Genomic DNA, 22,841 nt, shown 5'->3' with positions numbered 1-22,841 from the left:
CGATGAAGCACCCGGCTGGGCGCTGCCTTGGCATGGAGCCCGACACATGAACCTGTCCGGCCTGGCGGTCCAGTTGCTCAACGGCCTGGCCGGAGCTTCGTCGCTGTTTCTGGTGTCGGCGGGGCTGTCGCTGATCTTCGGCGTCACCCGCATCGTCAACTTCGCCCATGGCTCGTTCTACATGGTGGGCATCTACGTGGCCTACGCGCTGGTCGAGCGGCTGGACTGGCTGGGCTTCTGGGTCGCGGTGCCGGTCGCCGCGCTGGTGGTGGGGCTGCTGGGCGTGGTGGTGGAGATGACGGTGCTGCGCCGCATCTACCGCGCGCCCGAGCTGTTCCAGTTGCTGGCCACCTTCGCCCTGGTGCTGGTGATCAAGGACGCCATGCTGTGGCTGTTCGGCCCCGAGGAGCTGCTGGGCCCGCGCGCGCCCGGCATGAAGGGCGCGGTGGCCATCCTGGGGCGCAACTTTCCCACCTACGACCTGTTCCTGATCGTGGTCGGCCCCATCGTGCTGGGCGCGCTGTGGCTGCTGTTCACGCGCACGCGCTGGGGCACGCTGGTGCGCGCGGCCACGCAAGACCGCGAGATGGTGGGCGCGCTGGGCGTCAACCAGGTGTGGCTGTTCACGGCGGTGTTCGCGCTGGGCGCGGCGCTGGCCGGCCTGGGCGGCGCGCTGCAGCTGCCGCGCGAGCCGGCCAACCTGGAGATGGACCTGAACATCATCGGCTCGGCCTTCGTGGTGGTGGTGGTGGGCGGCATGGGCTCCATCCCCGGCGCCTTCGTGGCGGCGCTGCTGGTGTCGGAGATCAAGGCCGTGTGCATCTGGCTGGGGCTGGTCGATGTCTTCGGATTCGAGGTTTCGTTTTCCAAACTCACGCTGGTGGCCGAGTTCGCGGTCATGGCCGTGGTGCTGGTGGTGCGCCCCTGGGGCCTGATGGGCAAGCCGCAGGCCGCGCCGCGCGTGATGGGCGAGGCCGAGTTGCCGATTCGCCCGGCCGACCGGACGGCGCTGGGCGTGGCCGCCTTCGTGGTGCTGGCGCTGATCAGCCTGCCGGCCGTGTCCAGCAGCGACGCCTATGCCGTGGTGCTCGCCATCGACCTGCTGGTGGCCGCGCTGTTTGCCGCCAGCCTGCACTTCATCATGGGGCCGGCCGGCATGCATTCCTTCGGCCACGCGGCCTATTTCGGCCTGGGGGCCTACGGCGCGGCGCTGGCGGTGCGCAGGCTGGGCCTGCCTATGGAGGCGGCGCTGGTGGTGGGCCCTTTGGTGGGTGCCGTGGGCGCGCTGGTCGTGGGCTGGTTCTGCGTGCGCCTGACCGGTGTCTATCTGGCGATGCTGACGCTGGCGTTCGCGCAGATCGTGTGGGCGGGCGTCTATCAGTGGGACGCCGTCACCGGCGGCAGCAACGGCCTGACGGGCGTGTGGCCCGCGCCCTGGCTGGCGGGCAAGCAGGCCTACTACTACCTCACCCTGGCGGTGGTGCTGCTGGCACTGTGGCTGCTGCGCCGCTTCCTGTTTTCGCCTTTCGGCTACGCCATGCGGGCCGGGCGCGACTCGCCGCTGCGCGCCGACGCCATCGGCATCGACGTCAAGCGCCAGCAATGGGCGGCCTTTGCCATCGCCGGCGGCTTTGCCGGCGTGGCGGGGGCACTGTTCGCGTTTTCCAAGGGCAGCATCTCGCCCGAGACGCTGGGCGTGGGCAAGTCGGTCGACGGCCTGGTGATGGTGCTGCTGGGCGGCATCCAGACCCTCGTCGGCCCGGTGGTGGGCGCCGTCAGCTACACCTGGCTGCAGGACGTGATGGCGCGCAGCACCGACTACTGGCATGCGCTGCTGGGCGCGGTGATCCTGATCCTGGTGTTGCTGTTTCCGCAGGGCATCGCGGGCTTTTTCGGCCAGCTGTGGCAGGCGCGGCGGCTGCCGGCGGGGGGTGCGCGATGAGCCTGCTGCAAGTCGAGAACCTGGGCAAGTCCTTCGGCGGCGTCAAGGCCGTGGACGGCATCAACTTCCAGCTGCAGGCCGGCGAACTGTTGGCGCTGATCGGGCCCAACGGCGCGGGCAAGTCCACCACCTTCAACATGGTCAACGGCCAGTTGCGCGCCGACCGCGGCTCGATCCGGCTGGACGGCACCGAGCTGGTGGGCCTGCAGCCGCGCCAGATCTGGCGCCTGGGGGTGGGGCGCACCTTCCAGATCGCCGCCACGTTCTCCTCGCTCACCGTGGTCGAGAACGTTCAGATGGCGCTGCTGTCGCAAGACCGCAAGCTGTTTTCGCTGTGGGCGCCGGCCGCGCGGCATCGGCGCAGCGACGCGCTGGACCTGCTGGACCGGGTGGGCATGGCCGCGCAGGCCGATCGGCCGTGCAGCGTGCTGGCCTATGGCGACGTCAAGCGCGTGGAGCTGGCCGTGGCCATGGCCAACAATCCCAAGCTGTTGCTGATGGACGAGCCCACCGCCGGCATGGCGCCCAAGGAGCGCAACGAACTGATGGCGCTGACCAAGAAGCTGGTGGTGGAGCGCGGCATCGCCGTGCTGTTCACCGAGCACAGCATGGACGTGGTGTTCGCCTACGCCGACCGCATGGTCGTGCTGGCGCGCGGGCGCCTGATCGCCGAAGGTCGGGCCGAGGCCATCCGCAACGACCCCAAGGTACAGGAGGTGTACTTCGGCAGTGGCAAGACCTTCGAGCGGCGCGGCGCGCGGGCCGCGCAGGAGCAGGCGGCATGACGGCGGCGCACCCCGATCCCGCCGACGTGCTGCTGGACGCGCACGGCCTGTGCGCCTGGTATGGCGCGGCGCAAATCCTGTTCGACCTGAACCTGCAGGTGCGCCGTGGCGAGGTGGTGGCCCTGATGGGGCGCAACGGCGCCGGCAAGTCCACCACGCTCAAGACCCTGATGGGCCTGATGGATAAGCGCAAGGGCACGGTGCAGTTCATGCAGCGCGACATCTCCGCGCGCCAGCCTTACCAGATCGCCGCGCTGGGCATGGGCTTCGTGCCCGAGGACCGGCGCATCTTCGTCGACCTGACGGTGACCGAGAACCTCGAGGTCGGCCGCCAGCCGCCGCGCCGCTGGCCCGACGGCTCGGCCGCGCCCCGGTGGACGCCGCAGGAGCTCTATCAGCTCTTTCCCAATCTGGGCGAAATGCCCGACCGTCCCGGCGGGCGCATGAGCGGCGGCGAGCAGCAGATGCTGACCGTCGGCCGCACGCTGATGGGCAACCCCTTCCTGGTGCTGCTCGACGAACCGTCGGAGGGCGTGGCGCCGGTCATCGTCGAGCAGATGGCGAACATGATCTCGGAGCTCAAGGCCAAGGGCGTGAGCATCCTGCTGTCGGAGCAGAACCTGCATTTCGCCGAACTGTTGTCGGATCGCGCCTACGTGCTCGAAAAGGGCCAGATCCGTTTCGAGGGAACGATGGACGAACTGGCCCAGGCCGAACTCGTGCGTCGAACCTACCTGAGTGTCTGAACCCGCCGACTGGAGCCGACCATGAACCCTGCGAGCCCCGTCAACGCATCCGCCGACTACCACGTGACCGACCAGGTCGGCCACCTGCTGCGGCGCGCCTATCAGCGTCACACCGCCATTTTCCAGTCGGTGGTGCCGGCCAGCCAGCTCAGCGCGGCGCAGTTCGTCGTGCTGTGCGTGGTGCGCGAGAGGCCCGGCGCCACCATCGCCGAGATCGCGCAGGCGAGCGCCATGGACGAGCCCTCGGTGCGCGGCCTGGTCGAGCGGCTCAAGTGGACCGACTGGGTGAGCGTGGCGCACGAGCCGGGCGACAAGCGCCACGCCACCGTGACGCTGACCGAGCAGGGCAAGCGCACGCTGGGCGAAACCTTGCCGCACGCGCAGCAGATCACCGAGCTGACCTTCGGCGACCTGAGCGCCGAGGAGCGCCAGCAGCTCATCCGCCTGCTGCGGCGCATCAGCGGCGCCGCCGCGGCCTGAGGGGCGGGCGCCTGCCATGGCGAGCGGCCGCGGCCCGATGCGGGACATCGTCCTGGAGGTCAACGGAGCGCGGCACGCGCTCACCGTCGACCGCTCGGCCACGCTGCTGCAGGTGCTGCGGCACGACCTGCACCTCAACGGCCCCAAGTACGGCTGCGGCCTGGGCCAGTGCGGCGCCTGCACGGTGCATGTGGACGGCATGGCGGCGCGCGCCTGCGTGATTCCGGCGGCGCAGGTGCAAGGGCGGCGCGTCACCACGCTGGAGGGCTTGGGCGATCGCGCGCGGCCGCACCCGGTGCAAAGCGCCTTCATCCAGGCGCAGGCAGCGCAGTGCGGCTACTGCCTGAACGGCATGATCATGACCACCGCGGCGCTGCTGGCGCACGAGCCCCGGCCCAGCGCGCAGGCGGTGCGCGATGCGCTGGCCGGCAACCTGTGCCGCTGCGGCACGCACGTGGAAATCCTCGCGGCGGTCGAGCGCGCCGTCGCAGCCATGCCATGCAAGGCCACGAGCGCCTGAGCCGCCTGCGCACGCGCGGCGACTTCCTGCGCGCCCAGGGCGTGCTGCTGGTCACACGCGAGCCGCCGCCGCCCCCGCCACCCACGCCAGGGCAACCCCCGTTCATCGCCAGCAACCCCGCCGAGGGGGTCGAGATCCTGCTGGCGGTGTGGGACGATGGCACCGCGTTGGGGCTGAACGGTCACGTCGATCTGGGCACCGGCATCCGCACCGCGCTGGGGCAGATCGTGGCCGAGGAGCTGGACCTGCGGATGGACCAGGTGGACATGGTGTTGGGCGACACCGGCCGCGCGCCCAACCAGGGCCCCACCATTGCCAGCGCTTCCATCCAGATCAGCGCCGTGCCGCTGCGCCAGGCGGCGGCGCAGGCGCGTGCCTGGCTGCTGGCGCAGGCGGCCGAGCGGCTGCAGGTGGCGCCCGATCAACTGCGCGCCGATGCGGGCCACGTCAGTGTCAGCGGCGATGCCGCGCGCGGCGTGGGCTATGGCGAGCTGCTGCAAGGCCGGCGCGTGGTGCTGACGCTGGATGCCGACGTTCCCGTCAAGCCCGTGGCCGAGCACCGGGTGGTCGGCCAGAGTGCGCCGCGCGTGGACATCGCCGCCAAGGCCTTCGGCGAGGCGGTGTTCGTGCACGACGTGCGCCTGCCCGGCATGCTGCATGGCCGCGTGTTGCGCCCGCCGTATGCCGGGGCCGACCACGGCGAGTTCATCGGCAACACGCTCGAATCGGTGGACGAACGCTCGATCGCGCACATCCCGGGTCTTCGCGCCGTGGTGGTGATCCGCGACTTCGTCGGCGTGGTGGCCGAGCGCGAGGAGCAGGCCGAGCAGGCCGCCGCCCAGCTCGTCGTGCGCTGGAAGCCCTGGCCCGGCATGCCACCGCTGGGCGACGTGGCCCAGGCCCTGCGCGACAACCCCGCCACCGCGCGCCAGGTGGTCGACGAGGGCGACGTCGACGCGGCGCTGGCCGGTGCCAGCCAGGTGCTGGAGCGCACCTATGTGTGGCCGTACCAGCTGCACGCGTCCATCGGCCCCTCGTGTGCGGTGGCCGACTGGCGTGGTGAAGGCGAGGCGCCCACGCTGCGCGTGTACGCCGGCAGCCAGCACCCGCATGCGCTGCGCGCCGATTTGTCGCGCCTGCTGGGCCTGCCCGACGTGGCCATCGACGTGGTGCGGCTGGAGGCCTCGGGCTGCTACGGCCGCAACGGCGCCGACGACGTGGCGGCCGATGCGGCGTTGCTCGCCCGCGCCGTGGGCGCGCCGGTGCGCGTGCAGCTCACGCGCGAACAGGAAAACCTGTGGGAGCCCAAGGGCGCCGCGCAGCTGATGGAAGTGCGCGGCGGCGTGACGGCCGAGGGCGGCATCGCCGGCTACGACTTTCGCAGCAGCTACCCGTCCAATGCCGCGCCCACGCTGGCGCTGCTGCTGACGCGCGCGGTGGAACCCGGTGCGCACGCCTTCGCCATGGGCGATCGCACCGCGCGCCCGCCGTATGACATCGCCGATCTGCGCGTCACCATCAACGACATGGCGCCCATCCTGCGCGCGGCCTGGCTGCGCGGCGTGTCGGCCCTGCCCAACAGCTTCGCGCACGAGAGCTACATCGACGAATTGGCCCACGCCGCGGGCGCCGACCCGGTGGCCTTTCGCCTGCAATACCTGAAAGACCCACGTGCCCACGAGCTGCTGCAGGCCACCGCCACGCGCGCCGGCTGGCAGCCCCACACCACGCCGCAGCAGCAGGGCGCCCGCGGCGACTGGCTGCAAGGCCAGGGCGTGGCCTATGCGCGCTATGTGCACAGCAAGTGGCCGGGCTTCGGCGCGGCCTGGTCGGCCTGGGTGGCCGACGTGGATGTCAACCGCTCCACCGGCGAGGTGCACGTCAGGCGCGTGGTGGTGGGGCACGATGCGGGCCTGGTCGTCAACCCGGCGGGGGTGGAGCACCAGGTGCACGGCAACGTGCTGCAGACCACCAGCCGCGCGCTCAAGGAGCAGCTGCGCATCGACAGCGCCACCCAGCTGCCCGCCAGCCGCGAATGGGGCAGCTACCCCATCCTGAGCTTTCGTGAGGTGCCGGTCATCGAGGTGATGCAGATGCCACGGCCGGGCGAACCCCCGCTGGGCGTGGGCGAGTCGTCCTCGGTGCCGGGCACGGCGGCCATCGCCAACGCCATCTTCGACGCCACCGGCGTGCGCCTGCGCCAGCCACCCTTCACGCCCGAGGTGGTGCGCGCGGCGCTGAACCCCACGCCCTTGCCCGCCGCTCCCGCCACGCCTTCAGGCGCGACGCCGGCCCTGCCGCAGCCGCCGGCCGATGCACCCTGGCCGCGCCGGCGCAAGCTCAAAGTGGGTGCGTTGCTTGCGGGCGCGCTCGGCGTGGTGCTGGGCCTGCTGGGCTGGCGCTCTGCCATCGCACCGGTGGCGCCGGCGTCGGCCACGGTCTATACGGTGCAGACCATCGAGAAAGGCCGCCAGCTCGCCGCGCTGGGCAATTGCGCGCAGTGCCACAGCGCGCCCGATGGCCCCGCGCTGGCCGGTGGGCTGGCCATGGACACGCCTTTCGGCACCGTCTACAGCACCAATATCACGCCCGATGTGGCCACGGGCATCGGCGCCTGGTCCTTCAGCGCCTTTCAACGCGCCATGCGCGAGGGCGTGGCGCGAGACGGCCATCGCCTGTACCCGGCCTTCCCCTACACGGCGTACACGCGGATGACGGACGAGGACTTGACGGCGCTTTACGCTTGGCTGATGAGCCAGCCGCCGGTGCGCGCCGAGGCCTCGTCCACGCAGCTGAAGTTTCCCTTCAGCCTGCGCCCGCTGCTGGTCGGCTGGAACGCGCTGTACCTGGACGCCGGCCCGCGCCCAAGCGGCGAGACCACGCGCTCGGCGCAGTGGCAGCGTGGCGAATACCTGGTCAATGGCGTGGGCCACTGCGGCGCCTGCCACACGCCGCGCAACGCGCTGGGCGCGGAGCAGGGCGGCACGGCCTTTCTGAGTGGCGCCATGGTCAAGGGCTGGGAGGCGCCGTCGCTGACGGCACGCCAGCCCGGCCCGGTGCCCTGGACCGAGCAGGCCCTTTACGACTACCTGCGCCAGGGCCACAGCCCGCAGCACGGCGCGGTGGGCGGCCCCATGGCCGAGGTGGTGCGCAACCTGCAGGACGTGCCCGAGGCCGACGTGCGCGCCATGGCGCACTACCTGGCTTCGTTCGGCACCGGGGCCACGCCGCAGCAGGCCGAGCAGGCGGCGGCTGCCGCCATTGCCCGGGGCGCGCAGGCCGCGCCCGCGCTGCTGGGGCCGGTGCAGCGCCTGTTCGAGCAGGCCTGCGGCGCCTGCCACCACGACGGCAACGGCCCGCGCGTGCTGGGCCTGAACGTGCCGCTGGCGCTCAACGGCAACCTGCACAGCGACCGCCCCGACAACCTGCTGCGCACCATCCTGGAAGGCGTGCAGGAGCCGGCCACGCGCGACATCGGCTTCATGCCGGCGTTCAGCCAGGCGTTCGACGATGCGCAGCTGGCCGAGCTGGCCGGCTATATGCGCGCGCGCTTTGCACCGCAGCGCCCGGCCTGGCGCGACCTGCCCGAGGCGGTGGCACGGGCGCGGGCGCAGGCCGCGCCCTGATCACACGTCGTCCACCGCGTGGCTGCGCGTCGGCACCGCGTGGCGGCCCTGCTCCAGCTGCCAGAAGATGGCGGCCGAGCCCATGGTCATCACGCCGATGGCGACGAAGGCGGCGCGAAACACCGGCAGCCCGTGGCCGCCGCCGTCCGAAAACCAATTGCTGAAGGCCACCAGCAGGGCCGCCGCGCAGGTCACGCCCAGGCTCATGCCCAGCATCTGCACCATGGAAAACAGGCTGTTGCCGCTGGCCGCCTGCTGCGGCGCCAGGTCTTTCAGCGTCACGGCGTTCATGGCGGTGAACTGAAACGAGTTGATGGCGCCGAACAGCGCAAGCTGCACGATGCGCGCCCACAGCGGCTGATCGGGGCCCATCAGGGCGAAGGAGGCGATCATCGCGCCCAGCAGCAGCGTGTTGCTGACCAGCACCGGCTGGTAGCCCCACTGGGTGATGATGCCCGTGGCCGCGCGCTTGCTGAGCATGCCGGCAATGGCCACCGGCAGCATCAGCATGCCGGCCTGCGCGGGCGAATAACCCAGCGCCAGCTGCAGCAGCAGCGGCAGCAGGTAGGGCATGGCGCCCGAGCCGATGCGCGCGAACAGGTTGCCCAGCAGGCCCACGCGGTAGCTCTGCATGGTGAACAGCGCAGGCGAGAAGATCGGCGCCGGGCTGCGCAGCGCGTGCAGCCAGTAGGCGGCCAGCGCGGCCAGGCCCAGCACCATCAGCAGCACCAGCAGCGTGTGTGCCCAGCCCAGGCCCGACAGGCCGTCCAGCGCCAGCGAGGTCGCCACCATGGCCACCGCCAGCAGCAGGTAGCCGGCCAGATCGAAGCGGCCGGGCTTGGCCGCCAGAAAGTTGGGGATGTAGCGCTGCGAGGCCATGATGCCGATCAGACCGACCGGCACGTTGATGAGAAAAATCCAGTGCCAGCTGGCCACCTCGACCAGCCAGCCGCCCAGCGTGGGGCCGATCAGCGGGCCGACCAGCGCCGGGATGGCGACGAAGCTGATGGCCTCCAGGAACTGCTCCTTGGGAAAGGCGCGCAGCACCACCAGGCGCCCCACGGGCATCAGCATGGCGCCGCCCACGCCCTGCAGCACGCGCGCGGCGATCAGCTGGTTGAGCGTGGCCGAGGCGGCGCAGGCGATCGAACCGGCGGTGAACAGCGCGATCGCCAGCGAGAAGATGCGCTGCGTGCCGAAGCGGTCGGCCAGCCAGCCGGTGGCCGGGATGACCACCGCCATGGTGAGCGCGTAGGACACCACCACCGCCTGCATGCGCAGCGGCTGCTCGCCCAGGCTGCGCGCCATGGCCGGCAGCGCGGTGTTGACGATGGTCGAGTCCAGCAGCTGCATGAACATGCCGATGGCGATGATCCACAGCACCAGGCGCGGATTGGCGGGGCCTCGGGGGGCGTCGGCGGGCGTCGGCATGGGCAAAAACAAAAACGGCGCTGCACGTGCGCAGCGCCGTTCGGCATGATAAGCCCGCGCCCCGCGGGGCGTGCGGGCATTGGGGTCAGACAAACACGCCGGCGGTCTCGGTCATGTGCTCGCTCACCTGGCCCAGGTGGTGCAGGGTGTCGCCCCAGCTCAGCTCCAGCTGCGTCAGGTACTTGAAGTAGTGGCTGCCGATGTATTCGTCGGTCACGCCGATGCCGCCGTGCAGTTGCACCGACTGCTGGCCGACAAAGCGCATCGACTGCCCCAGCTGCACCTTGGCGCGCGACAGCGCCTGGCCGCGCTCGGCCGCGGGCGCGCCCAGCTTGAGCGTGGCGTAGTAGCTCATCGAGCGAGCCAGCTCCAGCTGCATCTTCATGTCGGCCACGCGGTGGCGCAGCGCCTGGAAGCTGGCGATGAGCACGCCGAACTGCTTGCGCTGGTTCATGTACTCGACCGTCAGCTTCAGCGTCTGGTCCATCGCGCCCACGCCCAGGGCGCAGGTGCAGGCGATGCCGACATCCGACGCGAGCTGCAGCGCCGCCAGGCCGTCGGTGGTGATGAGCTGCGCGGGGGCATTGTCCAGCTTGAGGTCGGCCGCGCGCGCCTCGTCCTGCGTCGGGTAGCCGCGGGTGGCGACGCCCTGGGCCGAGCGCTCGACCAGAAACAGCGCCAGCTGGCCGTCCAGCATGGCGGGCACCACGAAGGCGTCGGCCTGATCGCCGGCGGGTACTATGTTTTTGAGAGCTATCAGCGCATATCCGGCGCCGGCTTTCACCGCTTTTGCCTCGCAAACGTCGAGCCGGTAGCGCGCGGGGCGCTCCTGCTGCGCCAGCACCACGAGGGCCTGCCCGCTGGCAATTTTGGGCAGCCAGCTGTTCTTGACCTCGTTGCTGCCATGGGCCTGGATGACGGTGCTGGTGACGAAAGCCTGCGCCAGCGGCTCGCACACGATGCCGCGGCCCAACTCCTCCAGCACCACCATGGCCTCCACCGGGCCCATGCCCAGGCCGCCGTGGTCCTCGTCGATGCAGATGCCGGTCAGGCCCAGCTCGGCCAGCGCGCCGTAGGCGCCGCGGTCGAAGCCGCCGGCCGCCACGATGGCCTTGCGGCGCTCGACGTCGTAGCTTTTTTCAACCCACTTGGCGACGGCGTCGCGCAAGGCCAGTTGATCGTCGGAAAAATCGAAATCCATGATGGTGGTCCTTGGAATCTGTCAATGCAGAACAGCCGGACGCAGAGGACGCAAAGGATTCGCAAAGGACGCAAAAAATTCAAAACCATTTTTTGGCTTTTTCTTTTGCGTCCTTTGCGTCATTTTTGGCGTCCTCTGCGTCCGGTATTTCGGGCGTTTGCTCAGCCCAACACCGTTTGAGCGACGATGTTGCGCTGCACCTCGTTGCTGCCGCCGTAGATGGTGGTCTTGCGCATGTTGAAGTAGGTGGGCGCCAGCGGCGCGTTGTCGACGTTGCCGCCCGGAAAGCCCTGCAGGCCGGCGGCGGCGGCCTGGTCACCCTGCCAGCCGGCTTCCATGGCCTCGAAGATGTAGGGCAGGGCATACGGCCCGGCGGCCAGCATCATCAGCTCGCTGTAGCGCTGCTGGATCTCGCTGCCCTTGATCTTCAGCAGGCCGGCGATGTCCAGCGCGTTGCGGCCCGATTTTTCGGCCGACAGCACGCGCAGCACCAGCATCTCCAGCGCCACGATGTCGACCTCCAGCAGGGCGATCTGGTCGCGAAAGCGCAGGTCGTCGTACACGCCCTCGGCCTTGGCGATGCGCTTGAGCCGCTCCAGTTCGCGCTTGGCGCGGTTGACGTCGGCGATGTTGGTGCGCTCGTGCGACAGCAGCAGCTTGGCGTAGGTCCAGCCCTTGTTCTCCTCGCCGATCAGCTGGTCGGCCGGCACCTCGACGTTGTCGAAGAACACGTCGTTGACCTCGTGCCCGCCCTCCAGCAGCTTGATCGGGCGCACGCTTACGCCGGGCGACTTCATGTCGATCAAGAGGAATGAAATGCCGGTCTGCGGCTTGCCCTCGCTGCTGGTGCGCACCAGGTTGAACATCCACTCGCCGTACTGGCCCAGTGTGGTCCAGGTCTTCTGGCCGTTGACGATGTACTTGTCGCCCTTGCGCTCGGCCTTGGTGCGCAGCGACGCCAAATCAGACCCCGAGCCCGGCTCGCTGTAGCCCTGGCTCCACCACACCTCGCCGCTGGCGATGCCGGGCAGAAAGCGCTTTTGCTGCTCGGGCGTGCCATAGGCCATGATGACCGGCGCCACCATCACCGGGCCGAAGGGCACGATGCGCGGCGCGCCGGCCATGGCGCATTCCTCTTCGAACAGGTGCTTTTGCACGGCGCTCCAGCCCGGGCCGCCGAATGGCTTGGGCCAGCCGTAGCCCAGCCAGCCCTTCTTGCCCAGAATCTTGGCCCAGGTTTGCATGTCATCGCGCGTCAGGTTTTGCGCCTTGTGCACCTTGGCGGCAATCGCGGGTGGCAGGTTTGCCTTGACCCAGGCGCGGATCTCGTCGCGAAACTTCAATTCGTCGGGGGTGAATGCCAAATCCATGGGGGAGATCTCCTTGTCAGCGCGCGGTTGTAGCATGCGCCGGCGCGCCCGTCGGTCCGTCAGGCGACACGCCCAGCTCGGCGCACAGGCGGGCCACCGTCGCGCTCAGGGCCGCCAACTCCGCCTCGAGCCGGGCGATGCGCTCGGATTGTGAGTCGAATGTGCCTCCAGCGCTTGTTGGATGTGCGCCGGCAGCTATCGATTCAATAGTTACCGGCCCGCACAGCAGCTGCACCCAGCGCGCCTCGCGCTCGCCCGGCGCGCGCGGCAGCAGCCGCGCCAGCGGCCCGCCCTTGTCCTCGGTGCGTTCGGCCAGCTCGTTCAGAAAGCCCTCGACCGAGGAGATGTCGGCAAAGCGGTACCAGCGCTCGGCGTTCAGGCGCAGTTCGGCGGCGGTCTGCGGCCCGCGCAGCATCAGCAGGCCCAGCAGCACCGCCAACTGCTCGGGCACGCCCAGGCGGCGCTGCAGGTTGTGCTCGTACTTGGTCACCCGCCCGCCCTGCGACTCGATGACCAGCGACAGGCGCCGGAGCTCATCCAGCGCCTCCTGCGCCTGCGCGTCGCTGACGTTCATCACCGGGTCGCGGCTGGTCTTCTGGTTGCAGCCGGTGACGACCAGGTTCAGCGACAGCGGATAGGTGTCGGGCACCGTGCGGGCCTTTTCCATCAGCGTGCCCAGCACGCGCGCTTCGATCGGGGTGAGGGGGCGCAGGTCGGTCATGGCGGCAAGGATAATCCTCGCCAAGATGAAAAACATCGTCATCCTGATTTCCGGCACCGGCAGCAACATGGCCGCCATCGTGCGCGCGGCGCAGCGGCAGGACTGGGCGCGGCGGCTGGACGCGAGGGTGGCGGCGGTCATCGCCAACCGGCCGGACGCCAAGGGCCTGCAGACGGCGCGCGAGGCGGGCATCGCCACCGCCGTGGTGGACCACAAGGGTTATGCCGACCGCGAAGCCTTCGATGCCGCGCTGCAGGCCGAGATCGACCGCCACGATCCCGACGGTCGCCCCGCGCTGGTGGTGCTGGCCGGCTTCATGCGCATCCTCACGCCCGGCTTCGTGGCGCACTACGCCGGGCGCCTGATCAACATTCACCCCAGCCTGCTGCCGGCCTTTCCGGGCCTGCACACCCATCAGCGCGCCATTGACGAAGGTTGCCGCGTGGCGGGCGCCACCGTGCACCAGGTGACGGCCGAACTGGACCACGGCCACATCCTGGCGCAGGCCGTGGTGCCGGTGCTGCCGGGCGACACGGCCGACGCGCTGGCGGCGCGCGTGCTAACGCAGGAGCACTTGATCTACCCGCGTGCGGTGGCCGAATTACTACAAAAAATATAGCTGCTCGCGCTTGTTGTGCAAGCGCTGGAGCCCGATTCGATTCATAAGGCACCGCCGCGGTGCGACAATCCCCGCCATGCACCCCAAAGCCCTGCTCGACGCCGCCACCGAACTGGTGCGGCGCGTTCTGCAACTCGAGCACCCGGCCGACGCCGTGGTGTCGCGCTTTTTCCGCGAGCAGCGCGCGCTGGGGCCGCGCGAGCGCGCCACGCTGGCCGAAACCGCCTACGCCGTGCTGCGCCGCAAGCCGCTGTTCGAGCACTTGGCGCGCGCGGGCACCGGTTCGCGCGAGCGGCGGCTGGCCATCCTGGGCTTTCACGCCCCGCGCGACTTTCTGAAGCAGGCGCTGACCGAGCCCGAGAAGGCCTGGCTCGACGCCTGCGACGCCGTGCCGCCGGCCGAACTGGCACCCGAATACCGCCACAACCTGCCGGCCTGGCTGGTGGCGCCGCTGCGCGCTCAGGTCGGCGACGAGTTCGACGCCCTGGCCGCCGCGCTGCTGGCGCCGGCGCCGCTCGATCTGCGCGTCAACACCTTGAAGGAAAAAAGGCCTGCAGCGCAGGCGGAGCTTGCGCAGGCAGCTATCAAATCAGTAGAAACGCCGTACTCGCCCTGGGGCCTGCGCATCGACGGCAAGCCGGCACTGCAAAAGCTGGAGCTGTTCACGCGCGGCGCGGTCGAGGTGCAGGACGAGGGCTCGCAGCTGCTGGCGCTGCTGCTGGATGCGCGGCGCGGCGAGATGGTGGCCGACTTTTGTGCCGGTGCCGGCGGCAAGACCCTGGCCATTGGCGCCACGATGCGCAGCACCGGGCGGCTGTACGCTTTCGACGTGTCGGCGCACCGGCTGGACGCGCTCAAGCCGAGGCTGGCGCGCAGCGGCCTGTCCAACGTGCACCCGGTGGCCATTGCGCACGAGCGCGACGAGCGCATCAAGCGCCTGGCCGGCAAGCTGGACCGCGTGCTGGTCGACGCGCCCTGCTCGGGCCTGGGCACGTTGCGGCGCAACCCGGACCTGAAGTGGCGCCAGTCGCCCAAGGACGTGGCCGAGCTGGTGGTCAAGCAGCAGGCCATTTTGCAAAGCGCGGCGCGCCTGCTCAAGCCCGGCGGGCGGCTGGTGTATGCCACCTGCAGCGTGCTGCCCGACGAGAACGAGCAGGTGGCCGAGGCCTTCGGCGCCGCGCACGCCGACTTCGAGCCGTGCACCGTGGCCGAGCTGCTGAGCGGACTGAAGGTGCCGCAGGCCGCCAGCCTGTGCGCGGGTGACGGGCGCTTTCTGCGCCTGTGGCCGCACCGGCATGGCACCGATGGCTTTTTTGCCGCGGTGTGGCAGCGCAAGGCTTGAAGCGCGGCGGCCCAGTCTGCGGCGCTGGCGTCCGTCTGCAAGCAATTGAATCGAGTCCTAAAATTTTGGCACCTGTTGTTTCGACATGAGGTGTGCCATGAGACGAAGTACTCTTGCGCATTCATTGGGTGCGCTAACCCTGTTGATGACCTTGGGCGCCAGTGCCCAGGCGGCCGACATCAAGATCGGCATGGCCGAGGCGCTGACCGGCGGCGCCGCGCAGTACGGCATTTCGATCCGCCACGGCTTCGAGCTGGCCGCCGGCGAGATCAACGCCGCGGGCGGCGTCGACGGCAACCAGCTCAAGCTGATCGTCGACGACGACCAGGGCAAGAAGGAAGAGGCGATCAACGTCTTCAAGAAACTGATCTTCCAGGACAAGGTGCTGATGGTGTTCGGCCCCACGCTGTCCAACTCGGCGCAGGCCGCCGACCCGATCGCGCAGGGCGCCAAGACGGTGGCTTTTGGCACGTCCAACACCGCCGACGGCATCACCTCCATCGGCGACTACGTGTTTCGCAATTCGGTCACCGAGGCCGATGTGCTGCCCGAGACCCTGCGCGTGGCCGTCAAGCACGCCCACATCAAGAAGGTTGCCGTGATGTACGGCAACGACGACGTGTTCACCAAGAGCGGCTATGACAACTTCAAGAAGGCGCTGGAGGCCGCGCACATCCCGGTGACCACCACCGAGACCTTCGCCAAGGGCGACGTGGACTTCAAGGCCCAGCTCACCAAGATCAAGGCCACGCATCCGGACGCGATCGTGCTGTCGGCCCTGCTGGCCGAGGGCGCGCCCATCATGGTGCAGGCGCGCCAGCTGGGCATCAACGTGCCCTTCATCGGCGGCAACGGCATGAACTCGGTCAAGGTCTTCACCCTGGCCAAGGGCGCCTCGGATGACCTGTACGTGGGCAGCCCCTGGTCGGCCAGCAACGACAGCGCGGAGAATGTCGCCTTCATCAAGGCCTTCGAGGCCAAGTTCAACACCCCGCCCGACCAGTTCGCGGCCCAGTCCTACGACGCCATGCACATCATGGTGCAGGCGCTCAAGACCATCAAGCTGAACGGTGACCTGGCCACCGAGCGCACGGCGCTGCGCGATGCCCTGCCCAAGGTCAAATGGACCGGCGCGACCGGCGCCTTCCAGTTCCACCGCGCCATGAACAAGGCCGGCAAACCCGCCGGCTACGACGCCCAGCAGACCGCCATCGTCAGCGTGACCAAGGGCGAACAGTTCGTCATCGAGAAATGAGCCCGGCGCGCGCCGGTGGCCGGGTGCCGCCGCCGCGCGCCTGACGAACGGGGAGGACCCTGGCCGTGCTGGCCCAGCAGCTCGTCAATGCCCTGTCGCTCGGCTGCGTGTACGCGCTGTTCGCGCTGGGCTTCACGCTGATCTTCGGCGTGCTGGGCGTCATCAACCTGTCGCACGGCGCGGTGTTCATGGTGGGCGCCTACGCCGCCGAGCAGGCCGTGGCGCACTGGGCCTTGCCGCTGTGGGCGGCCTTGTTGGTGGCCTTCGGCTTTGCCGGCGCCGTGGGCCTGCTGATCGACGGGCTGGTGCTGCGCCCCTTGCGCGCGCGCGGCGCGCCGCACCTGATCCCGATGATCGCGACCATCGGCGTCGGCATGATCCTGACCAACGTGGTGCAGGGCGTTTTTGGCGCGCAGAACATCCGCTTTCCGGCGGGACTGGTGTCGCAGCGCAGCCTGTCGCTGGGTGGGGTGGACATCACCGCGCTCGAGCTCGGCATCATCTTCCTGTCCTTCGCGCTGATGGCGGTGCTGCTGCTGGCGCTGCAAAAAACGCAGCTCGGCCGCGCGCTGCGGGCCATTGCCGAATCGCCGCGCGCCGCCTGGCTGCTGGGCATCAACGTCGAGGGCCTGTTCATGCTGACCTCGTTCGTCGCTGCCGGGCTGGGCGGGGTGGCTGGGGTGCTGATCGGGCTGTACTCCAACGCGCTGTATCCGCTGATGGGCAAATCCATGCTTGAAAAGGGCATCGCGGTCATCATCCTGGGCGGCATGGGTGACATGCGAGGCGCGCTGATCGGCGGCCTGTTCCTCGGCCTGGCCGAGGTGTTGTCGGTGGCCTACGTGGGCTCGAGCATGCGCGACGCGGTGGCGTTCGGCCTGCTGTTCCTGATCCTGCTGGTGCGGCCCAAGGGCCTGTTCGGCCGTGTGATGGAGCGCAAGGTATAGACATGGCGGCCTGGCTCGGCACCTTCTGGGACGTCTACAGCAACCTGGTGCTGTCGGTGGGCACCAACGCGCTGCTGGCGCTGTCGATCTGGCTCACGCTGGCCTGCGGCATGCTGTCGATCGCCAACGCCGGCTTCATGGCCCTGGGTGCCTACGCCTCGGCCCTGCTGACCGTCGATCTGGGCTGGCCGTTTCCGGTGGTGCTGGCCGCCGGCATGGCCGCGCCGGCGCTGATGGCGTTCCTGATCGGCAAGCCGACGCTGCGCCTGTCGGGCGTCTATCTGGCCATGGCCACGCTGGCCTTTGGCGAGGTGGTGCGCATCGTGCTGCTCAACGCCAACGCGATCACCGGCGGCGCCCTGGGCCTCAACGGCATTCCGCAGCTGACCCAGTGGTGGCATGTGGCGCTGGCCCTGGTGGCGGTGCTGCTGCTGCTGTGGCGCCTGCGCGTGTCGCGCATCGGCCGCGCGTTCGAGGCCATCCGCGAAGACGAGGTCGCCGCCGGCCTGATGGGCATGGACGTGGACGGCTGCAAGATGCTGGCCTTCGTGCTGGGCGCGGCCATCGCCGGCCTGGCCGGTGCGCTCAATGCACACCTGACGTTCTTCATCGGCCCGGACGAATACGGCTTCGACCGCGCGGTCGAGATCCTGACCATGGCCATTCTGGGCGGCATCGGCAGCCTCACCGGGCCGGTGCTGGGCGCCGTGATCCTGACCGTGCTGCCCGAGCTGCTGCGCGTGCTGCAGCAGTTCCGGCTGGTGATCAATGGCCTCATCCTGGTGCTGATCGTGCTGTTTCTGCCGCGCGGCATCTGGGATGTGGCGCGCTTTCGGCAGTGGCGCGATGCCGCGGCGCGGAGGCGGCCATGAGCGAGGCGGTCCGCGCGTCGCAGCCGACGCCGCTGCTGCGCCTGGCCGGGCTGTCGCGCGCCTTCGGCGGCCTGAAGGTGCTGCAGGAGGTCAACCTGGACATTCCGCGCGGCGGCATCTTCGGCCTGATCGGCCCCAATGGCGCGGGCAAGACCACGGTGTTCAACCTGATCACCGGCCTGCTGGAGCCCACCGGCGGGCGCATCGAGTTCGAGGGCCGGCCATTGGCCGGCCTGGCGCCGCACCAGATTACGCGCCTGGGCTTGGCGCGCACCTTCCAGAACATCCGCCTGTTCAAGGAGATGACGCTGCTGGACAACGTGATGGCGGGGCTGCACGCGCGGCTGCACTACCGCATGCATGACCTGGTCTTTGGCACGCCGCGCTTTCGCGGCCAGGAGCGCCAGGCCCGCGAGCGCGCGCGCGAGCTGCTGTCCTGGGTAGGGCTGGACGCGCGGCTGGACGATCGCGCGGACAACCTGTCGTACGGCGATCAGCGCAAGTTGGAACTGGCGCGCGCGCTGGCGAGCGAGCCCAAGCTGCTGCTGCTCGACGAGCCGGTCGCCGGCATGAACGGCGGCGAGAAGGACGAGTTGATGGACGAGGTGCGGCGCATCAGCGCACGCGGCTACACCATCTTCATGATCGAGCACGACATGCACTTCGTCATGAACCTGTGCCAGGACATCGCGGTGCTCAACTTCGGCCGCATCATCGCGCGCGGCACGCCCGAGGCCATTCGCAACAACCCCGAGGTGATCGAGGCCTACCTGGGGCGTGAGGACGAAGAAGACCATGCGTCGTTGCCGGAGGCTCGTCCATGAGCGATCCACGGCCAGTGCTTCAGGTGCAGGGCCTGACGGTGTCGTACGGCAAGGTCGAGGCCGTGCGCGGCATCGACCTGGAGCTGCGCGCGGGCGAGATCACCACGCTGGTGGGCGCCAATGGCGCCGGCAAGTCGAGCACCCTGCTGGCGCTGTCGGGGCTGGTCAGGAAGGCCGGCGGGCGCGTGCTGTTCGACGGGCAGGATTTGACGCACCTGGCGCCGCACCGCATCGTCGCCAGCGGCGTGGTGCAGGTGGCCGAGGGACGCGCCATCTTGAGCACGCTGACGGTGCGCGAGAACCTGGAGCTGGGCGCCTACACGCGGCGCGATCGCGGCGAGCGCGCGGCCGACATGGCGCGGGTGCATGAACTGTTCCCCGTGCTTGCCGAGCGCGCCGACGGTCTGGCGGGCAACCTGTCGGGCGGCGAGCAACAGATGCTGGCGATCGGCCGGGCGCTGATGGCCAGGCCGCGCCTGCTGCTGCTGGACGAGCCCTCGATGGGCCTGGCGCCCATCATCGTGCAAGGCATTTTCCGCACGCTGCGCGAGATCAACCGCGCGGGCCTGACGATCTTCCTGGTCGAGCAGAACGTGCGCCAGGCCTTGAAGATCGCGCAGCGCGCCTACGTCATCGAGACCGGGCGCATCGTGCTGCAAGGCAGCGGACGCGAGCTGTTGGACAACCCGCGGGTGCGGCAGGCCTATCTCGGCGGTTGACACGGAGCCTGGGCCGTCCGTGCGTCCCACCTACGCCACCGCGCCGGTCCGGCGCTTTGGTTTCAGTTGATGGCCACCTTGGCCTTCTCGACCAGGCGCGCGTACCGCTCCTGCTCGGACTTCAGAAACTGCGCGCTGTGCTCGGGCGTGTCCAGGATCAAGAAGTCGTCGCGCTGGGCAAAGCCGGCCTTGACCTCGGGGTCGTTGAAGGCGGCGACCAGCGCGTCGTGCAGGCGCTTGACCTGGGCCGGCGGCAGACCCTTGGGGCCGACGGCGGCGAACCAGCCGGCGACGTCCACGTCCGGAAAGCCCTGCTCGGCGATGGTCGGCACGTCGGGCAGCGATTTCACGCGCTGCTTGCCCATCACGCCGATGGGACGCAGGCTGCCCTGCTTGATCTGGCCCTGCACGGCGGCCACGGCCGAGGCGCCCATCTCCACCTGGCCGCCCATCAGGTCGGTGATCATCGGGCCCATGCCCTTGTACGGAATGTGGCGCGCGTTGCCGCCGACGGCCTCGATCATCATTTCGCCGGCCAGGTGAATGATGGTGCCGTTGCCGGACGAGGCGAAGTTGAGTTCGCCGGGCTTGGACTTGAGCAGCGCCTGCAGCTCTTTCGCGTTGGTGGCCGGCAGCTTGGGGTTGACCACGAACACGAAGGGCGAGCCGCCGATGACGGTGATGGGCGTGATGTCGCCCAGGCTGTCGTAGGGCAGCTTCTTGAACACGCTGGGGTTGACCGAGTGGTTGTTGGAAACGATGGCGATGGTGTTGCCGTCGGGCGCGGCCTTGACCAGCGCCTGCGTGCCGGTGATGCCGCCCGCGCCGGGCATGTTCTCGATCACCACCGCCTGGCCGTCCAGCGCCTTGGTCAGCGCCACCTGCGCCGAGCGCACGATCACGTCCACGCCCGAGCCGGCGCTGACCGGCAGGATGACGCGCAGCGGCGGCGCGGCGGTGGCGGCGCTGGGGGCCAGCGCGGTCGCCAGCGCGGCGACGGCCAGGCTCAGCAGGCCGCGGCGTGCCAGGGTGGAAGGGGTCATGTGTGTCTCCTGATGGGGGTTGAGAAAGAAAGGTGCCAGACGGTTCAGAAGGTGTGAATGAATCCAGAGTGCCCGAAAGGATCGTCAAAAGCCGGCCGATCAAGGCGCAAAGCGCAGCCGTAGCCCGAGCTACGGCGAGCATTTGCAACGCCGAGCGGGCGTCTTTTGGCGGTCAAGGCGGGCATGAAGGCTTCGTTCACACCTTCTTAGGCGGTGGTCTTGAGGGACGAGAGGATTTCGTCGGTGTGCTCGCCCACCTTGGGCAGGGGCATGCGCACGCCGGGGCGGCGCCCACCCATGGTCAGGGGCAGCAGCACCACGTCGGTGCTGTCGCCGTCGTCGGTCTGCATGGGCACCAGGCCGCCGCTTTGCCGCAGATGCGGGTCGTCGACCAGCTGCTCGGGGCGCGACACCGGGGCGTAGGGAATGCCCGCCGCCTCCAGCCGCGGCGTCAGATCCGCGACGCGGTGCGAAGCCAGGATGCCGCCCAGCTCGGCCAGCAGCTGCGGGCGCACCGCCACGCGCGCGGCGTTGTCGGCGTATTCCCGGCGCTCCATCAGCTCGGGCCTCCCCAGCACGCGGCACAGCGCGTTGAACTGCTTGTCGCTGACGGCGCCGATGAACAGTTGCTCGCCCTCGGCCAGCGTGAAGATGTCGTACACGCTCCAGGCCGACACGCGTGCCGGCATGGGCGGCGGCGCCTCGCCGGTCATCAGGTACTGCTGCATGTGCTGCGACGACAGGAACACGCAGTTCTCGAACAGCGCGCTCTGCACCTCCTGGCCGTGGCCGGTGCGATCGCGTTCGCGCAGCGCGGCCAGCACGCCGATGGCGCCGAACATGCCGCCCATGATGTCGTTGACGCTGGTGCCGGCGCGCAGCGGGCGGCCCACCGGCCCGGTCATGTACGACAGCCCGCCCATCATTTGCACCACCTCGTCCAGCGCCAGGCGCTTTTCGTAGGGGCCGGGCAGAAAGCCCTTGTGGCTGACGTAGATCAGGCGCGGATGGCGCGCGGACAACGCGTCGTAGTCCAGCCCCAGCTCCTGCATCAGGCCGGGGCGAAAGTTCTCCAGCACCACGTCGCAGGTGCCGATCAGCTCGACCGCCGTCTCGCGTCCGGCCGCGCTGGTGATGTCCAGCACCACGCTTTTCTTGTTGCGGTTGAAGCTGCGGAAAAAGCCGATGCCCAGGCCCGGCAGCTTGCGCGTCTTGTCGCCGCCGGGCGGCTCGACCTTGATGACCTCGGCGCCCAGGTCGGCCAGGATCATGCCGCAGGTCGGGCCCATCACCATGTGGGTGAATTCAAGGACACGGATGCCGGCCAGCGGCAGAGTGTTTTCGGTGCTCATGACGGATGAATGCGATGAAGTCGGTTGGGTCTTTGGCGGCACCGTGATGCGTCAGGCGGCGGTCGCGGCAAAGGTCTTGGGCAGGCCGGCGCGCCACAGCGTGCCGTGCGTGGGTTCGCCGGCGATCCAGCCGGCCACCCGAGCGCGCAGCGCCAGCAGCGCAGGGATGTCCAGGCCCGTGTGGATGCCCATGGCTTCCAGCATGAAGGCCAGGTCCTCGGTCGCCGCGTTGCCGCTGGCGCCGGGCGCGTAGGGGCAACCGCCGATGCCGGCCAGCGAGGCGTCGAAGCGGGCGATGCCCAGCAGCAGGGCGGCGTGGACATTGGCCAGCGCCAGGCCGCGCGTGTCGTGAAAGTGGCCGCAGGACAGGCGCTCGCCGGCGATTTTCAGCGCCTGCTCGAACAGTCGGCTGACCGAGGCCGGGTTGGCGTAGCCCACGGTGTCGGCCAGGCTCACGCGGTCGGCGCCGGCGTCCAGCAGCGCCTGCATCAGGCGCAGCACCTCGGCCGGCTCGACACGGCCCTGGAGGGTGCAGCCGAAGGCGGTGCCGACGCCGCCCTCGATCAGGGTCTTGCGGCCCGAGGCGTCGCGCGCCGCGCGGATGCGGCCCAGTTCGGCCACCACCTCGTCCGGCGTCTTGCGCAGGTTGGCCAGGCTGTGCGCGTGGCTGGCCGACAGCGGCAGGATCATCAAGTCCGCGTCGCCCGCCAGCGCCTGCTCGGCGCCGCGCAGGTTGGGCACCAGCACCGAGGCGAACAGGCCCGGCAGCGTCTTGGCAAAGGCCAGCACCTGCGCTGTGTCGGCCATTTGCGGCAGCAGCCGCGCCGGCACGAAGGAGCCGACCTCGATCTCGGTCTGGCCGGCCGCCACCGCCGCGCGCAGCCATTCGAGCTTGTGCGCCGTGGGCACCACGGTGGCGATGCTTTGCAGGCCGTCGCGCAGGCCGACCTCGCGGACGATGGCGTGACGGGGCAGGGACGAAGTGGCAGCGGTCATGGGGGTGTGGCGCAGTCGGAGCGATGGCGAACGGAATGTAGAATTTCCTA

General features: G+C 69.6%; 20 protein-coding genes. 13 read left to right on the top strand and 7 right to left on the bottom strand.

Annotated features, from left to right (window positions below):
- The first annotated feature begins 46 nt into the window (after nt 1-46).
- From ACWHMB_RS13395 to ACWHMB_RS13370, 6 genes are read left to right on the top strand one after another with little or no spacing between them, the layout of a single operon-like run.
- Nucleotides 47-1,942: an ABC transporter permease gene (locus tag ACWHMB_RS13395; RefSeq protein WP_377478886.1), complete on the top strand. Its 1,896-nt coding sequence runs from the start codon at nt 47-49 to the stop codon at nt 1,940-1,942.
- Nucleotides 1,939-2,727 (top strand): ABC transporter ATP-binding protein, encoded by a 789-nt coding sequence (locus ACWHMB_RS13390; protein WP_293220329.1) that lies wholly within the window; start codon nt 1,939-1,941, stop codon nt 2,725-2,727. Before ACWHMB_RS13395 ends, ACWHMB_RS13390 begins: the two co-directional genes overlap by 4 nt.
- Nucleotides 2,724-3,473, top strand: coding sequence for an ABC transporter ATP-binding protein (locus ACWHMB_RS13385; RefSeq protein ID WP_377478884.1), 750 nt, complete (start codon nt 2,724-2,726; stop codon nt 3,471-3,473). The genes ACWHMB_RS13390 and ACWHMB_RS13385 overlap by 4 nt, the downstream gene beginning before the upstream one ends.
- Before the next feature lie 21 nt (nt 3,474-3,494).
- Complete coding sequence (locus ACWHMB_RS13380) at nt 3,495-3,953, top strand: MarR family winged helix-turn-helix transcriptional regulator (protein WP_377478882.1); 459 nt, start codon at nt 3,495-3,497, stop codon at nt 3,951-3,953.
- 37 nt (nt 3,954-3,990) lie between these two features.
- A complete protein-coding gene (locus ACWHMB_RS13375; protein WP_377478880.1) occupies nt 3,991-4,473 on the top strand; it encodes a (2Fe-2S)-binding protein in 483 nt (160 codons plus the stop codon).
- Nucleotides 4,452-8,099 (top strand): molybdopterin cofactor-binding domain-containing protein, encoded by a 3,648-nt coding sequence (locus ACWHMB_RS13370; RefSeq protein ID WP_377478878.1) that lies wholly within the window; start codon nt 4,452-4,454, stop codon nt 8,097-8,099. The genes ACWHMB_RS13375 and ACWHMB_RS13370 overlap by 22 nt, the downstream gene beginning before the upstream one ends.
- Here the strand turns inward: ACWHMB_RS13370 and mdtD are convergent, their stop codons facing one another.
- The 4 genes from mdtD to ACWHMB_RS13350 form a co-directional block, all read right to left on the bottom strand.
- The gene (gene mdtD, locus ACWHMB_RS13365; protein WP_377478876.1) at nt 8,100-9,530 is read right to left on the bottom strand and encodes a multidrug transporter subunit MdtD; all 1,431 of its coding nucleotides are present in this window, start codon (nt 9,528-9,530) and stop codon (nt 8,100-8,102) included.
- Between the two features lie 85 nt (nt 9,531-9,615).
- Nucleotides 9,616-10,731, bottom strand: coding sequence for an acyl-CoA dehydrogenase family protein (locus ACWHMB_RS13360; RefSeq protein ID WP_377478874.1), 1,116 nt, complete (start codon nt 10,729-10,731; stop codon nt 9,616-9,618).
- A 161-nt stretch (nt 10,732-10,892) separates the two neighbouring features.
- Nucleotides 10,893-12,101: an acyl-CoA dehydrogenase family protein gene (locus ACWHMB_RS13355; protein WP_377478872.1), complete on the bottom strand. Its 1,209-nt coding sequence runs from the start codon at nt 12,099-12,101 to the stop codon at nt 10,893-10,895.
- A 16-nt stretch (nt 12,102-12,117) separates the two neighbouring features.
- Entirely contained in the window at nt 12,118-12,822 is a 705-nt protein-coding gene (locus ACWHMB_RS13350; protein ID WP_447648561.1) for a YceH family protein, read from the bottom strand.
- A gap of 25 nt (nt 12,823-12,847) precedes the next feature.
- Between ACWHMB_RS13350 and purN the strand changes: the two genes are divergently transcribed.
- The 7 genes from purN to ACWHMB_RS13315 all read left to right on the top strand — a co-directional run bounded on the left by purN (nt 12,848) and on the right by ACWHMB_RS13315 (nt 19,400).
- Nucleotides 12,848-13,441 (top strand): phosphoribosylglycinamide formyltransferase, encoded by a 594-nt coding sequence (gene purN, locus ACWHMB_RS13345; protein ID WP_377478868.1) that lies wholly within the window; start codon nt 12,848-12,850, stop codon nt 13,439-13,441.
- 76 nt (nt 13,442-13,517) lie between these two features.
- Nucleotides 13,518-14,783 carry an RsmB/NOP family class I SAM-dependent RNA methyltransferase gene (locus ACWHMB_RS13340; protein ID WP_377478866.1) on the top strand — a complete coding sequence of 422 codons (1,266 nt, stop codon included), beginning with the start codon at nt 13,518-13,520 and terminating at the stop codon, nt 14,781-14,783.
- 145 nt (nt 14,784-14,928) lie between these two features.
- Entirely contained in the window at nt 14,929-16,038 is a 1,110-nt protein-coding gene (locus ACWHMB_RS13335; RefSeq protein ID WP_377478864.1) for an ABC transporter substrate-binding protein, read from the top strand.
- A gap of 65 nt (nt 16,039-16,103) precedes the next feature.
- Entirely contained in the window at nt 16,104-16,985 is an 882-nt protein-coding gene (locus tag ACWHMB_RS13330; protein ID WP_377478862.1) for a branched-chain amino acid ABC transporter permease, read from the top strand.
- A gap of 2 nt (nt 16,986-16,987) precedes the next feature.
- Nucleotides 16,988-17,857, top strand: coding sequence for a branched-chain amino acid ABC transporter permease (locus ACWHMB_RS13325; protein ID WP_447648560.1), 870 nt, complete (start codon nt 16,988-16,990; stop codon nt 17,855-17,857).
- 32 nt (nt 17,858-17,889) lie between these two features.
- Nucleotides 17,890-18,681: an ABC transporter ATP-binding protein gene (locus tag ACWHMB_RS13320; RefSeq protein ID WP_293220401.1), complete on the top strand. Its 792-nt coding sequence runs from the start codon at nt 17,890-17,892 to the stop codon at nt 18,679-18,681.
- Nucleotides 18,678-19,400 (top strand): ABC transporter ATP-binding protein, encoded by a 723-nt coding sequence (locus ACWHMB_RS13315; RefSeq protein WP_377478859.1) that lies wholly within the window; start codon nt 18,678-18,680, stop codon nt 19,398-19,400. The genes ACWHMB_RS13320 and ACWHMB_RS13315 overlap by 4 nt, the downstream gene beginning before the upstream one ends.
- 62 nt (nt 19,401-19,462) lie before the next feature.
- On the opposite strand, the gene ACWHMB_RS13310 is transcribed toward ACWHMB_RS13315, so the two are convergent.
- The 3 genes from ACWHMB_RS13310 to ACWHMB_RS13300 form a co-directional block, all read right to left on the bottom strand.
- Nucleotides 19,463-20,443 carry a tripartite tricarboxylate transporter substrate binding protein gene (locus ACWHMB_RS13310; protein WP_377478857.1) on the bottom strand — a complete coding sequence of 327 codons (981 nt, stop codon included), beginning with the start codon at nt 20,441-20,443 and terminating at the stop codon, nt 19,463-19,465.
- 206 nt (nt 20,444-20,649) lie between these two features.
- Nucleotides 20,650-21,795 carry a CaiB/BaiF CoA transferase family protein gene (locus tag ACWHMB_RS13305; RefSeq protein ID WP_293220372.1) on the bottom strand — a complete coding sequence of 382 codons (1,146 nt, stop codon included), beginning with the start codon at nt 21,793-21,795 and terminating at the stop codon, nt 20,650-20,652.
- A gap of 51 nt (nt 21,796-21,846) precedes the next feature.
- Nucleotides 21,847-22,791: a hydroxymethylglutaryl-CoA lyase gene (locus ACWHMB_RS13300; RefSeq protein WP_447648559.1), complete on the bottom strand. Its 945-nt coding sequence runs from the start codon at nt 22,789-22,791 to the stop codon at nt 21,847-21,849.
- Nucleotides 22,792-22,841 lie beyond the last annotated feature (50 nt).

It is taken from the genome of Ottowia pentelensis (assembly GCF_964341695.1).
This window is presented reverse-complemented; position numbering and strand designations above follow the sequence as displayed.